A 16,201-nucleotide genomic window follows, 5' to 3' on the forward strand; every position below is an offset into this window, starting at 1 on the left:
GAACAACCTTCTTAAACCTCGAACAGTTCTGCAAGGTCGTCCTCCTTAAGCTTGCTTCCTATTACGCAAAGCTTACCAGTGATGTCAGCCTTGCCCTTTCTGACCTCAAACTCGCCTGGTACAAGATCAAAGTACAGCCACTCACCTGCATCGCTAGGTACGATACCCTTTGCTCTGAGGATAACACCGTACTTCTCTGTGTCAGCCAGAGTGTCAAGGATCTCTCTGAGTTTGTCCTCATTGTACTTGTGTGGTGTCTCCTTGCCCCAGCTTGTAAATACCTCATCTGCATGATGATGGTGGTGATCATGGTCATGGCAGCCACATGTACACTCATCGCCATGGTCGTGATCATGATGATGATCGTGGTCATCGTGGTCGTGGTGATGCTCGTGCTCATCGTGGTCGTGATGATGCTCATGGTCGTGACAGCCACATGTGCACTCATCGCCGTGGTCGTGGTCATGATCATGTCCCTTCTTAGCCTCATCCATCATTGTCTCCTCAAGAGACTTGTAGTTCTGCATAGCCTCTCTGATGGCTGCTCCATCGATCTCATCCCATGGAGTTGTAATGATGGTTGCATGATCGTTCTTCTCTCTGATCATGGCTACAGCCTTCTCTATCTTGTCCTGTGTAGTAGTCTGTGTTCTGCTCAGGATGATAGTGTTAGCACTCTCGATCTGGTTGTTGAAGAACTCGCCAAAGTTCTTCATATAAATCTTAACCTTTGACACATCGGCAACTGTTGTGTAGCTGTCGAGCTCTACATCAAGATCTCCTGATACATCCTTTACTGCCTTGATAACGTCAGACAGCTTGCCAACTCCTGATGGCTCAATGATGATCCTGTCAGGTGTGTAATCTGTGATAACCTGCTTAAGTGCAGTACCGAAATCTCCGACCAGTGAACAACAGATACAACCTGAGTTCATCTCTGTGATCTGAACGCCGGCATCCTTCAGGAAACCGCCATCGATTCCTATCTCACCAAACTCGTTCTCTATAAGAACCAGCTTCTCTCCCTTAAATGCCTGCTCAATAAGTTTCTTGATCAACGTTGTCTTGCCAGCTCCAAGGAAGCCTGAGATAATATCAATCTTTGTCATATCAATCACTCCTTAAACAAATTTATATTAAGACCATGTATACTAAATACACGGTCTTTGATATCTACATCCACATGATTATACTCGATTGCTTTTATTTTTGCAAGAAATCAGACATCATATGTGGATTATTGAGTATTTATTTCATGTGTACATCCATCTGATTAAATGGAATCTCTATGTCATTCTCGTCAAATGCCTTTTTCAGCTTCCACATGGCATCCCACTTGGCATCAAAGAACTTCTCTATCGTCGCATAGAACTTCACATACATATTGATCCCACTGTCTGCAAATTCATCTATATAGAACAGAATCTGCTCATCCGGAAGATAACCATCCACATCCTTAATGGTCTCAATGGTAACCCTCTTGACCTTCTCCATATCAGAATCATACGCAACAGAAAATGGTATATCCACCCTCCTCATATCATGCTCTGTCACATTCACAAGGGATGTGTTGGATATGTTGCCATTCGGTATGACGACTGATTTGTTGTCGAAAGTTATCAGCCTTGTATAGAATATGTCTATGGACACGACTGTTCCTTCGCAGTGGGTATTGTTCTCCACAATATAGTCACCGACCCTGAATGGTTTTAATATGAGAATCAACAAGCCGCCCGCAAGATTCGACAGACTTCCCTGAAGTGCAAGTCCGAGGGTAACCCCCGCTGTGCCTAGTATAGTTATAAATGAAGTGATCTGAAATCCCACAATGCTCGCCGCAGTGAGCACGATCAACACATTCAGAACAATCTTGACCGCAGATATGAAAAAACCAGCAACGCTTGGATCCAGCTTTGACCTCTCAAAACTCTTCCTGAGTATCCTGAGCAGCAACTTCACCAGCTTGAAGCAGACGACCATGAATATGACAGCCACAACTATACTGCCAAGCTTGGACATACACCAGTCTGTAAGCTTCTGGATATACTGCCCTACGATACTTACCTGATCCGTGGCCTCCTTCACCGCATCCCCGACCACACTCTCTGTGGTCGCAGTATCAGCCGCCATGTTATACAGATCACCAATCAATAGCATAAATGTCTATTCCTCCTATTTTACATGGGCAAACACTGCAAATGACAGTGCAGGAGCACTCACTTCTATCACGCCATCCGCCGCAGTCTCATATCCTTTATTATTGTTGCCCTCGCCTCCGTATTTCAGGTTATCACTTGAGAAGATCTCTCTGTACTTTCCATCCGTCTCAATCGGAAGCTTATATCCTGTCACATTTTTAAGTCCGAAGTTGCAGACAATATACACATCATCTGCGACATCCAAACCATGTCTTACAAATGATATTACCTGTCCCTTCTCCTGCATATCAAGTGCACTGCCGGCAAGGTCCCTGCCATCACCGCACAGAGCATTCTTTGTATCGTATAATTTGTTGAGTTCCTTTATATATTTCTGAAAATAGCTGTTTGCATCGAACTCAAGAACCGACCAGTCGATCTGGGTTCTTCCGTCAAACCCGGCAAATCCGCCTAATTCCTGTCCCATAAATGTCAGCTTTCTTCCCGGTAGTGACATGGTGAGACCAAACAGAAGTCTGAGATCAGCATACTTGTCCTCATAGCCACCCGACATCTTGGATGCGTAACTTCCACGCTCATATGCAACCTCATCATGGCTGAGCGCCCATACGGTATCATCCTTCTCGTCAAATGGTATACCACATGTATAATCCATAAAGCTTCCTCTGTTCACTGGAGGTATCATCATGAAATCTGTCACTCTGGACACAGCTTCATTATTCCACCTGAGATCTGTCATGACAGCATCGCCTGCAGTGCCGAGGGTTGTTCTCAATGCTCTGATAAGCTCCTCGTCCTCCAGCCTTACTCCGTCCAGATGATATGTGTCTATCCAATATGCGATGCAATCCACATCCCTTACAGATACCATATCCATGATAACGCCTATTCCCTTGCTGTGGAAATGGTCGACCATAGCCATGAACTCCGTAGGTGTTCCAAATCTCGATGTCGGAGCGAACATTCCCACGGTATCATAACCCCAGCCATTGTCATCTCTATATTCCATAAGTGGCATAAACTGTATGTAGTTGTATCCCATATTCTTCACGTACATGGCAGCCTCTTTGCCAAATTCGAGATAGTTAAGAGGATATCCATCTGAGTTTCTCTTCCATGTCGGCATGTGGACCTCATATATATTTACCGGGGCAGATACACTGCCTCTCTTCTTCATATATGAAGAGTCTGACCAGCTATACTCAAGCTTTGCAAGTACCGACGCATTCCCCGGTGCCACCTCATAAACCTCAGCGTAAGGGTCTGCAAATATATCTGTATTTCCATCTCTGTATAATGCCTCGAATTTGTATCTGGTATTCATGAGATCGCCCGGAATGAACAGCTCAAACATATCAGTGTAGTCAATCCTTCTCATAGGATTCACGCGTCCATCCCATCCGTTGAAATCTCCGACCACACTGACCCTGGTTGCCCCCGGCATATTCATGCAGAATGATACACCCTGTACACCATCGAGCGTGATCTGTCTTGCTCCAAACAGATCCTTTACATGGAAATCCGACAATATTCCATCGTCTCCATTTACCACCTTCATGACATTGACCGGATCCACGCTGTATCCGAATGAATACGGATCATAGAATTCAGCCGCCTGCTCGCCTTCTGTTATGAGCTTATATGCAAATGCCCCGCTATCCTCGATCTTCACTGTAAAAAATCCCTGTGAACCTATCTCGGTCATAGGATATTTAAATATCGGCTCGCCCGTTTCTTCATTTATCCTGAGAACAAACGCAGCCGTAGCCCTCGGAAGGTATGCATTTACATAGCAGTCATTAAGACACTGGTGCATACCAAGAATATGATGAGGGTTGCCATGCGTACCCCTTGTTATCGCTGCAACCTCATCTGATTTCAATACAAATATCTCCATAAAACCCCTTCTCCTAATGTTAGTCTATCTTGTGTATAAATATTCCGCTTCTGAGCTTTGGCTCAAACCACGTTGACTTTGGAGGCATGAGAAGTCCCGCATCTGCAATGTCGAACAGTTCAGTGATGGATGTCGGATACATCGAGAATGCAACCGCCATTCCTCCATCCACCAGACGCTCAAGCTCTGCAAGTCCTCTGATTCCACCTACGAACATGATCCTCTGATCAGTTCTCGGATCCTGTATTCCAAGTATCGGTGCAAGCACATTGTCCTGAAGTACCGATACGTCAAGTCTGCCCACGACATCATCCGGAACAATACCTTCTCTGACATCTAGTCTGTACCAGCTTCCATCCATGTACATTCCCACCTGTCCTTTGACCTGTGGTTCCACCGGAACATCACTGGCTGTCACATCAAATATCTTTGAAACCTCATCCATGAATTCCTGCTTGTCATGTCCGTTGAGATCCTTTACCACTCTGTTGTACGGCATGATCATAAGCTGGTCATGAGGGAAAAGTACAGAGAGGAAATAATTGAATTCCTCATCCCCGGTATATCCCGGATTCTTCTCTCTCATATGGATTCCCGCCTTGACGGCCGATGCCGCCCTGTGGTGTCCATCCGCTATATAGATATCGTCCACTCCTTCAAATGCAGCTCTGATGGTGTCTATATCTTCCTGGTCATCTATTATCCATACGTTGTGAGTGATCCCGTCAGGTGATGTGAAGCCGTACAACTTATCACCCTTCTTCACTCTATCGATGATCTCGTCAACCTTATCTATCGCTCTGTACGCAAGGAATATAGGTCCCGTCTGCGCTCCGCATGCCTCGACATGCTTTATTCTGTCTATCTCCTTGTCCTCTCTGGTATTCTCATGCTTCTTGATGACTCCATTCATATAGTCATCTATAGAAGAACATGCCACGAGTCCTGTCTGATGCCTGCCATCCATGATAAGCTCATAAATATAATAGACTGGTCTGCGCTCCATGATATATGTTCCATCATCTATCATGCCCTGAAGCAGCTGACCAGCCTTATCATATACACATGGAGCATATGTATCCACATCTGGTCCAAAGGATGTCTCTGCTCTGTCCACTTTCAAAAATGATAATGGTTCGCGCTTGACCTCTATCTCTGCTTCCTGACGGTTATACACATCGTATGGCAAGGCAGCTACTCTGCCTGCAACATCTGGTCTCGGTCTATAGGCTCTAAAACTTCTGATTGTTGCCATATTCTCTACTCCTGTCATAAATATTTTATTGTATGTGCCAATTAACCTCTTACAGCCTTGACAACCTTCTTGATCGAATCCTCATATTCCTCCTCTGATGAGTTCTCGAATATGAAGAGATCCTTGATGTTTGTAGGCGGATTGAAGTTCTGGCTGTTGATGTACTCATCCCAGTGCTCAAGCTTCCATGTATCCCTGTCTGAAGCTCTCTTGATCATTCTCTCATGACATACATCTTTTCTTGTATTTACCCAGATAACGAAGAGCTCTGCATCTTTCTCTGCAAGCTTAGCGCGAAGATTGTCAAGATACTCATCATCTCTGATCTCCTCTGTAAACGGAGCATTGATGAGAACTGTATCATTGTAATCCAATGCCTCAAATGCAAGATCCAGCACACAGTAATACTCGTAATCTCTGATCTCCTTCTGGAAGAAGTCTGATGAACGGTTGTACTCCTGTCCGGCAACCACAAATATCTGCTTTGAAAGCACGATAAGTGTATCCTTGTCAAGGTATACACAATTGTGAAGTGCCTTTGCAACCTGCTTTGAAATAAATGTCTTTCCACATGCTGGTGGTGATGTAACTAAAATAAGCTTCTTCATATCTATAAATGCCTCCATGTAAATGAAATCAATTTTTCTAATAGTTTATCACAATTGCTATTTGCTTACAACATTTTTTAACGTTAAATAAAAATAAAGAACAGCAAAGAACAATATACGTAAAAAACCGTCAGACCTGTTTTGCAGGCCTGACGATTAAGATCATATCTCCCAACTGTATGTTGTTATATTTTTATTTTACTATGATTGTACACTTTGCGTACTTACCACTGCCATCCTTAGCCTTACATTTAATTACCGCACGGCCCTTCTTCTTACCTACTACTGTTCCTCTTGTTGTTACAGTGGCGATCTTCTTATTTGAAGAAACCCAGGTAACTGCCTTGTTGTTTGCAGTTGCAGGACCTACTGTTGCCCTGAGTGTTATCTTTCCCTTTCTCTTTATGGTTGCTGTCTTCTTGTTTAACTTGATTGAAGAAACCATAATAACTGAATTGATTGTACACTTGGCAGTAATATTGCTTCCGTCCTTTGATTTACATGTGATAACTGCCGAACCCTTTCCAACAGCCTTGACAACTCCTGTTGACGAAACTGTTGCAACCTTGGTGTTCGATGATGACCATGTAACCGCCTTATTGTTTGCCGCTGCAGGACCTACAGTTGCCTTGAGTGTGAATGTCGCACCCTTCTTGATAGTCTTGTTTGTTGCATTGAGCTTGATGGATGTTACAGGCTGTGAAACCGTAACAGTACACTTTGCAAGCTTGCCGCTTCCATCCTTAGCCTTACATGTGATAACTGCTGTTCCCTTTGATACTGCTGTGATAGTACCATTGTTTACAGTTGCTACCTTGCTGTTAGAAGTTGTCCACTCAACATTTCTGTTATTTGCGTTAGCAGGAGCTACAGTCGATGTTATTCTGCCCTGTTTACCCACAAACAGATTCAGTTTTGTCTGATTAAGTTTTATTCCTGTAACCGGCTGGTTAACTGTAAGTCTGAGAGCTGCCTTGGCCTTTCTTCCTTCAATGCCTTCGACAGCCTCGCATGTGATTGTCGCTGTACCTCGGGATTTTGCTGTTACCTCTCCATTCTGATCTACAGATGCTACTGCTTCACTCGAGCTTGTCCACTTCAGCTCTGTTTTTGAAGCATTCTCCGGATTGAGAGTCACATTCGGGGTAAACTTATCACCTACATTCACAGTCTTAGTGCTCTCACCCAATACTATTGATGATATCTGCTGGACTACTGTAACTTCACATGTTTTTGATACTCCACTGCCATCTCTAGCTGTACATGTTATGTTTGTTGTTCCGGCTTTAACACCTGTTATTGTTCCGTTTGATACTGTTGCAACACCCGGATCACTTGACTGCCATATAACATTTCTGTCATTTGCATCTTCTGGAAGTACGGTCTGCTTAACAGTTCCTCGTTCACCCACATACAGAGTGAGCTTCTCCTTGTCAAGTGTTATAGCACTTACATACTTCTTTACTGTAAGAGTGAATGATGTTGTTTTCTCACTTCCATCAACTGCTGTAGCTGTGATAACTGTGGTTCCTCTGTCGAGGGCTGTTATCAAACCATCCTTGTCAATGCTTGCAACACTCTCGTCTGATGATGCCCAGATGACTTCCTGATTCGATGCAGTTGCAGGGGATGCAGTGCTTGTTACCTGCAGTGTATCACCAGCATATATTGTTGTCTTGTCTCTGTTTATTCTAAGGCTTGTAACTCTCTGCTTTACTGTAATGTTGCAATCCACATACTCATCATCTGAAATTGAAAATCTGATAACAGCAGTTCCTGCTGATCTGGCAGTAACTGTAGCCTTTGTCTTATCTGTTGAACTATATGACACCGAAGCAACGTTTGTATCTGACGATGTCCACTTCAAATTCTTGTAAATACTTGCATCATCCGCATCGATAACAGCCTCAAGTGATACTGTTCTGCTTTCCGTATCTGCTCCGAGCAGCAATTCTGCACTGTTCATATTGAGAGTCAAACCTTTTACAGGCGGCTGTACAGTCACATGACACTTGCCGTACACCTGCTCAGTATCAACAGATGTACATATGATATCAGCTTCTCCCGGATTGACTGCCTTCACATTTCCCTCGGCATCGACCGTAGCAATGCTCTCATTTGATGATGACCATACAACGCTCTGCTCCACTGCAGTATTTGGAGAAACCGTAGCAACGAGATTACTGCTTCCACCTGCAATGATCGTCATTCTAGACTGTGAAAGTGTCACGCTGTTTACTCTCTGTTCAACATTTACCTGAATTACTGTCTCTACATCAGGATTATCAGTTGATGTAAAATGAAGGAATGCGATTCCTGCACCTCTTGTTGTTATAGTCTTACTTGATGTATTAAACGACAAAACCTTATTGTTTTCTTTGCCATCCGCATCAGTCACCTTACAAGTGAATCCTGATATCTCTTTGGATGCAAGACCATCCTCGGTAACACACTTTACATCCAGCTTTTTAGAGCCATTTCTTGGATATGTTCCACAGTCCATGTTGATGACTGCGCCATTCTCGTATGTTATCTGGTTGCCTGCATCATCCTTCTCGTTCTGATCTACAAGATAAAGTCCGGTAACAGGCTTGTGACACTCCATATTCACATATCCTATAGCACGATCATTCAGCAGAATGTTAATCTGAGCTGTTCCCGCCGAAACACAGGTCAGTTCTCCTGTCTCCCTGTCTATCTGTGCAACTCTTTCATTTGACGAACTCCATGTTATGTTCTTGTGTGGATTCTTTTCGTCATCCGTAGCTGTAAGTGTAGTCGTATCACCAACTCTGAAGCTGAGTGTAGAACTGTCTGACTTTACAACATTTCCATCAGTTGTATACCATACTGTGACCTTGAGCGGGTTAAGAATGTTGAGTGTGAACTTGACCTTCCCCATTCCTGCTCCTGTATAGTAATTGTATGTAATCTTCTCCGCATCCGGCTCCGCTGTAAATATATATCCATCAAGCTGTCCTCCAGTCACGGATGACGCCTCATTGCTGGCATCTATGCCCTGTATTCCTGCGTATCCTGTAGTATTCCTGTTTCGTTTATGAATTTCAACCCCATTATCATCCGTTAAAGGCTTGCCGTTGTTATCTACAGCAACAGGAAGTTCATAGTCATACCACGCCTTATGCAAACCATAGACTTTTGAAAAATTGCTAAAATCATAATCATAGTTCGTAGTATCAAGTGTTATATCCCTGCTATTCCCACTGCAACTGAACACACCATCATCGCCATAAAGTTTAGGACACACTGATATATCTATGGCCACAAGATTGTTGTTGTCAATCTCAAGTTCTTTCAGGTCAGGATGACCATCAAGCTTTATACCCTGGATATTATTGTCTGAAAGATAAAGCTTCTCCAATAAACTGTTTGATGCTATATCAAGCTCTGCAAGAGAATTTGATGATGCGTCAAGATTAACCAGATTGGTGAGAGTAGATACATCAAGCTTATTTATGCCAGTATCCTTGACATAAAGCTCTCTAAGTGCTGTATTCGCAGTAAAATCCACCACACCCAGAACATTGCTGCTGACATCAAGGTAGCTAAGACTTGTGTTCTTTGACACATCTATTGATGTAAGTCTCGTGTTAGAACAATCAAGTGTTGTAAGCGCCGGGGTATTGTCTATGTTCAGCTCAGCCACATAGCTATTTGAACAATCAAGCGAACCAAGGACTATATCACCGGATACGTCAAGCTTGGTAATTGACGAACGAACAACAACTCCACTGTCGCTCTTTGCTCCAGCACAATAAAGATTCTTAAGCTTCTCATGACCTGACACATCAAGGACAGGCAGTGAACGCATGCTGTCACAATAAAGTGTTGTAAGCTCCATGTTTGAGCCAAGATCAAGTGTTGATATGGTGGTTCCACTTACGCCAAGCACCTTAAGCCCCTTCATATTGCTGACATCTATCGATGAAAGGTTTGTTGAATTGGCATTGAGCAGTACAAGATTATTGTAATCAGCCAGAGATGTAAGGCTTGTGATCTTGTTTCCACTTATATCAAGATATGTAAGTTTCTCTGCACTTACCGGCAAGGTCAGACTGTCTATTCTGTTACTTGAGACATCTATATATTCAAGATTCTCAAGATTCTCTATATCAAGATTCCTTATAGACTGCTCATTACAATCCAGCTTTGACAGATTGGTGAACAATTCTACGCCATTCAAACTTGATATAGCAGGAGAACACTTCGAAACATCTATAGATGTTACATTCGCGATCTCCGCATCTGACAGATAACCATTACTGTCTTTATCGAAATTACTCGACACATAGCTTCTAAACGACGAATCCGTAAACGTGTCAGCTATGGATACGCCATCATCCGCTGCATAAACCGGGCCAACACTGGCCAGTGACTGGACAATCATCGCTGCACTCACAGCCGCTGCCAGCCATCTCTTCCCTTTTCTCATAAAATACCTCCCTTAGTAATTCATGGTTTATTTACAATTAATCTAATTTTAGTATACCTGTTTGTGCAATGTCAACATAATGTTATCAATAATACTGCATAATATAACGCCATGCAAAACAAAAAATTGCCGGAACATGTTCACTTCATAGCAGCAACATTATCCCGGCAAATCTTTATGATATTGTTAGCACAGACACTTCAAATATCCATATAATTTATTACTTCTTTGTGATATATCCCTTAGCCTTCAGAAGCTCTGCACAGAGAACTGCACCACCTGCAGCACCTCTTACAGTGTTGTGTGAAAGGCCAACGAACTTCCAGTCATATACTGAATCCTCACGGAGACGTCCAACGCTGATACCCATACCTTTCTCGAAGTCAACGTCCAGAGCAACCTGTGGTCTGTTGTCCTCCTCAAGGTACTGGATAAACTGCTTTGGTGCACTTGGAAGACCAAGCTCCTGAGGCGCGCCCTTGAAGCTTGTCATAGCCTCGATAAGCTGCTCCTTTGTAGGGTTCTTTCTGAACTTTACGAATACAGTTGCTGTATGTCCGTTGAGAACTGGGACTCTGATACACTGGCTTGTGATAGTGATTCCCTCTGCAGGAACGATCACACCATTCTCCTTGTCTACCTTACCCCAGATTCTGAGTGGCTCCTTCTCTGACTTCTCTTCCTCACCGCCGATATATGGGATGATGTTGCCAAGCATCTCAGGCCAATCCTTGAATGTCTTGCCTGCTCCTGAAATTGCCTGATATGTGCTCACGATCACCTCGTATGGCTCAAATGGCAGCCATGCTGTAAGTACAGGTGCGTAACTCTGGATAGAGCAGTTAGGCTTAACTGCAACAAATCCTCTCTCTGTTCCAAGTCTCTTCTTCTGGAACTTGATAACCTCTGCATGATCTGCATTGATCTCTGGAACCATCATAGGAACGTCTGGAGTCCATCTGTGAGCTGAGTTGTTTGAAACTACAGGAGTCTCTGTCTTGGCATAAGCCTCCTCTATAGCTTTGATCTCATCCTTTGTCATATCTACTGCTGAGAATACAAAATCAACTGTGGCAGCAACCTTCTCTACCTCATTGACATTGTATACTACAAGCTTCTTAACTGCCTCTGGCATCGGTGTATCCATCTTCCATCTGTCACCAACTGCCTCTTCGTATGTCTTGCCTGCGCTTCTTGGGCTGGCTGCAACTGTAACGACCTCGAACCAAGGATGGTTCTCAAGAAGTGAGATAAATCTCTGACCTACCATACCTGTTGCGCCAAGGATACCTACCTTTAACTTGTCACTCATTTTTCTTCTCTCCTATTTATCTTTTATTACTTTATGACTCTTACCTTAACAACTCCCTCGATTGCTGAGAGTTCTGCGATGTCGTCTGCTGTTGGCTCTACACCGATATCAAGGATAGAATATGCGTAATCGCCCTTTGCCTTGCTGATCATTCCTGATACATTGCCGCCCTTCTTGGAGAATACTCCTGTGAACTGGGTGAGCATGTTAGGGATGTTCTTGTGGCAGATAGTAACTCTGGCTACATCACTGCACTGTCCCATGTTTACGTTTGGATAGTTTACAGAGTTCTTGATGTTTCCATCGTTGATGTATGCCTTGATCTCCTTACAAGCCATAACTGCACAATTGTCCTCTGACTCTGCTGTTGAAGCTCCAAGATGTGGGAATGCTACCACGTTCTTGTAACCTGCTATAGCTGGGTTAGGGAAGTCTGTCATATACTTTGCAACCTTGCCTGAGTCGAGTGCTGCCTTCATATCCTCATCGTTGACCAGTACGTCTCTTGCGAAGTTGAGGATCTTCACGCCGTCCTTCATCAGTGCAAATGCATCTGCATTGATCATTCCCTTTGTGCTGTCAAGAGCTGGAACATGAACTGTTATATAATCACAGTCTCTGTAGATATCCTCTACATTTGTGATGTGCTTTACATCCTTTGAAAGTCCCCATGCTGCATCTACTGACACATATGGATCATATCCGTATACCTGCATGCCGAGCTTAAGTGCAACATTTGCAACCTTTGCTCCAATGGCACCAAGTCCGATTACACCGAGCTTCTTGCCAAGGATCTCATTGCCTGCGTAGTTCTTCTTCTGCTTCTCCACCATCTTGGCGATATCTGCCTCAGCGGCATTGTCCTTGACCCAGTTGTAACCGCCAACGAGGTCTCTTGAAGCCATGAGGAGTGCTGCTACTACAAGCTCCTTAACACCATTTGCATTTGCTCCTGGTGTGTTAAATACTACGATACCCTTCTCAGCGCACTTATCAAGTGGAATGTTGTTGACACCTGCACCTGCACGGGCTACTGCCAGAAGGTTGTCTGACAGCTCAAGATCATGCATGGATGCACTTCTGACCAGAACTGCATCTGCATCTGCGAAATTGTCTGTTACTTCATATGTATCAGGTAAAAGCTCCATACCGCACTTGGCGATAGGGTTTAAGCAATTAATCTTTACTGACATGTCTTTTTCTCCCTTTTCTGTTACTATATATTACTTGTTCTCTGCCTCGAACTTCTTCATGAACTCTACAAGCTTCTCAACACCCTCGATAGGCATTGCGTTGTAGATAGATGCTCTCATACCACCTACTGTTCTGTGCCCCTTGAGGTTGACAAATCCAGCCTCTGTAGCCTCCTTGACGAACTTTGCATCAAGGTCTGCGTCACCAGTTACAAATGGTACGTTCATGAGTGAACGGTCTTCCTTTACTACAGTTCCCTTGAAGAGCTCTGAGCTGTCGAGGAAATCATAGAGGATCTTGGCCTTCTTCTCGTTGTGAGCCTTCATAGCCTCAAGGCCGCCCATCTCCTTAACCCACTTGAATACCTTGCCACAGATATAGATGCCGTAGCATGGAGGTGTGTTGTAGAGTGAGTCTGCATCTGCCTGAGTCTTGTACTTGAGCATGGTTGGTGTAAATGGCATTACGTCATCTCTGATAAGATCCTCACGGATGATAGCCACTACTACGCCTGCAGGACCAACGTTCTTCTGAACTCCGAAGTAGATCATACCGTAATCCTCAACATTTACAGGCTGTGAGAGAATGTCTGATGACATATCTGCAACAAGTATCTTGCCCTTTGTGTTAGGAAGTGTGTGGTATGTTGTTCCATATATAGTATTGTTATGACAAATGTATACATAATCAGCATCGTCATCTATTGGAAGATCTGAACAATCTGGGATATATGAGAAAGTCTTGTCTGCTGATGATGCAACTGCAACTGCCTTTCCATATTTCTTTGCTTCTTCGTATGCTTTCTTTGCCCACTGACCTGTGATGATGTAGTCAGCTACGCCATTCTTCATGAGATTCATTGGAATTGCTGCGAACTGCTGTGAAGCTCCTCCCTGAAGGAAAAGCACCTTGTAGTTGTCAGGTATGTTCATGAGATCTCTGAGATCCTTCTCTGCCTCTTTGATGATATTGTCGAAGGCTTTAGATCGATGGCTCATCTCCATTACGCTCATGCCTGTTCCCTTGTAATCAAGCATTTCTTCTGCTGCCTCTTTTAATACCACCTCAGGAAGAACTGAAGGGCCTGCTGAAAAGTTGTACACTCTTGCCATTTTTGTTATCTCTCCTTCTTTTTAGTTGTGACAATGATTTCGTTTTAATGTATGTAAGCCTGTGTTTTGCTGCCTATATCGTTCTGCGGAGCGCTCCCGCTCGTCTCCTCCTGCAGCGGTACTAAGGTGCCGCCTACAGCGCCACCTAAGGACCGGCGGAGGAGAATGTCCTTCGAACGATATAGGCAGCAAAACACAGGCTAATTTACTTTATTTACGAAATCATCTGTTTATGACCTAATAAAATGTGTGCGAGATATTTTACTTAACAAAAATGTCCTTCGTTCCCATTTATATGAAAATTCTGACTTATCTTTGTTCTTTTGGTGTATCTCGCTTGCGATTAACAAGTTATTTTTACTAAATTCTTATATTATCAAGTAAAACAACTTTATTATCGCTTATATCCCTGTACTATAGCACTCTTTTCGCCTGTCGGCAAGTAGGGATTATATATATAAGCACCATATCTATGTTTTGTACGCGCACAAATATGGTGCCTTTCCGAGCTTATATTGACATATATTACATATCGTCCTCTGAGAAACAGGTGTCGATGGCTGCTCCCGGAGCTACCATTGGCCATACCTTGTCGTCTCCCGCTATTGTTACATCTATTACCACAGGTCTGCCTGCTGTCAGGGCTGTCTTCATTGCTGCCTCGAACTCATCAAGGGTGTTGGCTCTGATTCCCATGGCACCAAGTCCCTCTGCTACCTTGACGAAATCTACCGAATCGTCAAGCACGGTGTTGGAATATCTGTGGTCATAGAACAGTGTCTGCCACTGTCTTACCATTCCAAGTACGTGGTTGTTCAGGACTACCTGGATGATAGGCACGTTGTATCTCGCAGCTGTCGCTATCTCGTTCAGATTCATTCTGAAGCATCCGTCACCGGCTATGTTGATGACTGTCTTATCAGGTCTGCCGTACTTTGCTCCGATAGCTGCGCCAACACCGTAACCCATGGTTCCAAGTCCGCCTGATGACAGGAATGTCCTAGGCTCCTTGAATATATAGTTCTGGGCTGCCCACATCTGATGCTGTCCGACATCTGTTGTGATGATCGCATCACCATCTGTAAGCTCGTAGATTTTCTTGATAGCTGCAGGTCCGTTCAGTGTGTCAAAGCTGTACACGTCAGGATTCTGCTTCTTGAGGTCTTCGATCTCAGACATCCATGTCTTGTTGGACTGGGCGGCAAGCTTGCTGTTGAGGAGCTTCAGGACCTCCTTTGCGTCGCCGACTATGCTGGCATTTGTAGGGATGTTCTTGTCTATCTCGGCTGCATCTATATCTATATGTATGATCTTTGCATTTGGCGCGAACTTGGATGCATTTCCGATAACTCGGTCTGAGAATCTGGCACCAACAACGATCACAAGATCTGCCCTTGACACACCGAGGTTGGACACCTTTGTTCCGTGCATACCGATCATGCCTGTATATCTCTCGCTTCTTCCGTCAAATGCGCCCTTGCCCATAAGTGTATCGCACACTGGTGCATCCACCTTATCTGCAAATTCTGCAAGCTCTGCTGATGCGTCAGAGATGATACATCCGCCACCTGCCATGATAAATGGTCTTCTTGAAACCTTGATCATCTCAAGGACTTTGTTCACATCCTCCTCGCGGATGGTGTCTGTCTTTCTCTCGATGACCTCCGGTGTCTCTGGTATATACTCTGTCTCCGCTGCGGTTACATCCTTTGTTATATCCACAAGCACCGGGCCAGGTCTGCCGCTCTTTGCGATCTTGAACGCACGTCTGATGGTCGGTGCAAGATCATCTATGTGCTTCACGATAAAGCTGTGCTTGGTGATAGGCATAACAACACCTGCAATGTCTACCTCCTGGAAGCTGTCCTTACCGAGCATATTTACACCTACATTTGCTGTTATTGCCACAACAGGAATGGAATCCATGTATGCTGTAGCTATACCTGTTACAAGATTGGTGGCACCCGGACCTGATGTGGCCATACATACTCCGACCTTGCCTGTAGCTCTGGCATATCCATCTGCCGCATGGGCAGCCCCCTGCTCATGTGATGTGAGCACATGGTTGATCTCATCCTGGTGCTTGTAGAGGGCATCATATACGTTGAGAATAGTTCCTCCCGGATAACCGAACACGGTGTCAACGCCCTGTTCTTTAAGGCACTCTATAACAATTTCAGAACCTGATATCTTTGACATCTTACTTTCTCC

The 16,201-nt window shown here is 44.2% G+C and carries 10 protein-coding genes; all 10 read right to left on the reverse strand.

The features are described 5' to 3' along the window. Positions 1-11 precede the first annotated feature (11 nt). Positions 12-1,109 (reverse strand): CobW family GTP-binding protein, encoded by a 1,098-nt coding sequence (locus tag ABUA31_RS02360; RefSeq protein WP_349818546.1) that lies wholly within the window; start codon positions 1,107-1,109, stop codon positions 12-14. A 139-nt stretch (positions 1,110-1,248) separates the two neighbouring features. Continuing rightward, the gene (locus ABUA31_RS02365; protein ID WP_015533533.1) at positions 1,249-2,157 is read right to left on the reverse strand and encodes a mechanosensitive ion channel family protein; all 909 of its coding nucleotides are present in this window, start codon (positions 2,155-2,157) and stop codon (positions 1,249-1,251) included. Positions 2,158-2,172: 15 nt separating this feature from the next. Then, positions 2,173-4,056: a GlgB N-terminal domain-containing protein gene (locus ABUA31_RS02370; RefSeq protein ID WP_349818545.1), complete on the reverse strand. Its 1,884-nt coding sequence runs from the start codon at positions 4,054-4,056 to the stop codon at positions 2,173-2,175. A 19-nt stretch (positions 4,057-4,075) separates the two neighbouring features. Beyond that, positions 4,076-5,311, reverse strand: a complete 1,236-nt coding sequence (locus ABUA31_RS02375) for a DUF1015 domain-containing protein (protein ID WP_349818544.1) — start codon at positions 5,309-5,311, stop codon at positions 4,076-4,078. A gap of 41 nt (positions 5,312-5,352) precedes the next feature. After that, entirely contained in the window at positions 5,353-5,919 is a 567-nt protein-coding gene (locus tag ABUA31_RS02380; protein WP_015533536.1) for a P-loop nucleotide/nucleoside kinase family protein, read from the reverse strand. A 193-nt stretch (positions 5,920-6,112) separates the two neighbouring features. Further along, a complete protein-coding gene (locus tag ABUA31_RS02385; RefSeq protein WP_349818543.1) occupies positions 6,113-10,372 on the reverse strand; it encodes an Ig-like domain-containing protein in 4,260 nt (1,419 codons plus the stop codon). Positions 10,373-10,592: 220 nt separating this feature from the next. Continuing rightward, positions 10,593-11,684 carry an aspartate-semialdehyde dehydrogenase gene (gene asd, locus ABUA31_RS02390; RefSeq protein WP_349818542.1) on the reverse strand — a complete coding sequence of 364 codons (1,092 nt, stop codon included), beginning with the start codon at positions 11,682-11,684 and terminating at the stop codon, positions 10,593-10,595. A 26-nt stretch (positions 11,685-11,710) separates the two neighbouring features. Beyond that, complete coding sequence (locus ABUA31_RS02395; RefSeq protein ID WP_015533538.1) at positions 11,711-12,877, reverse strand: phosphoglycerate dehydrogenase; 1,167 nt, start codon at positions 12,875-12,877, stop codon at positions 11,711-11,713. A gap of 30 nt (positions 12,878-12,907) precedes the next feature. After that, on the reverse strand, positions 12,908-13,990 hold the full coding sequence (gene serC / locus ABUA31_RS02400) for a 3-phosphoserine/phosphohydroxythreonine transaminase (protein WP_015533539.1): 1,083 nt from the start codon (positions 13,988-13,990) through the stop codon (positions 12,908-12,910). A gap of 525 nt (positions 13,991-14,515) precedes the next feature. Next, the gene (gene ilvB, locus ABUA31_RS02405) at positions 14,516-16,189 is read right to left on the reverse strand and encodes a biosynthetic-type acetolactate synthase large subunit (protein ID WP_055279876.1); all 1,674 of its coding nucleotides are present in this window, start codon (positions 16,187-16,189) and stop codon (positions 14,516-14,518) included. Positions 16,190-16,201 lie beyond the last annotated feature (12 nt).

The sequence above is a fragment of the Coprococcus sp. RTP31081st1_H1_RTP31081_211007 genome (assembly GCF_040227275.1).
Taxonomy (GTDB): domain Bacteria; phylum Bacillota; class Clostridia; order Lachnospirales; family Lachnospiraceae; genus Coprococcus; species Coprococcus aceti.

Bases quoted from the DNA above. Each gene is read 5' to 3' on its own strand.
- ABUA31_RS02360 (WP_349818546.1), bottom strand. From the start codon at position 1,109: ATGACAAAGATTGATATTATCTCAGGCTTCCTTGGAGCTGGCAAGACA.
- ABUA31_RS02365 (WP_015533533.1), bottom strand. From the start codon at position 2,157: ATGCTATTGATTGGTGATCTGTATAACATGGCGGCTGATACTGCGACC.
- ABUA31_RS02370 (WP_349818545.1), bottom strand. From the start codon at position 4,056: ATGGAGATATTTGTATTGAAATCAGATGAGGTTGCAGCGATAACAAGG.
- ABUA31_RS02375 (WP_349818544.1), bottom strand. From the start codon at position 5,311: ATGGCAACAATCAGAAGTTTTAGAGCCTATAGACCGAGACCAGATGTT.
- ABUA31_RS02380 (WP_015533536.1), bottom strand. From the start codon at position 5,919: ATGAAGAAGCTTATTTTAGTTACATCACCACCAGCATGTGGAAAGACA.
- ABUA31_RS02385 (WP_349818543.1), bottom strand. From the start codon at position 10,372: ATGAGAAAAGGGAAGAGATGGCTGGCAGCGGCTGTGAGTGCAGCGATG.
- asd (WP_349818542.1), bottom strand. From the start codon at position 11,684: ATGAGTGACAAGTTAAAGGTAGGTATCCTTGGCGCAACAGGTATGGTA.
- ABUA31_RS02395 (WP_015533538.1), bottom strand. From the start codon at position 12,877: ATGTCAGTAAAGATTAATTGCTTAAACCCTATCGCCAAGTGCGGTATG.
- serC (WP_015533539.1), bottom strand. From the start codon at position 13,990: ATGGCAAGAGTGTACAACTTTTCAGCAGGCCCTTCAGTTCTTCCTGAG.
- ilvB (WP_055279876.1), bottom strand. From the start codon at position 16,189: ATGTCAAAGATATCAGGTTCTGAAATTGTTATAGAGTGCCTTAAAGAA.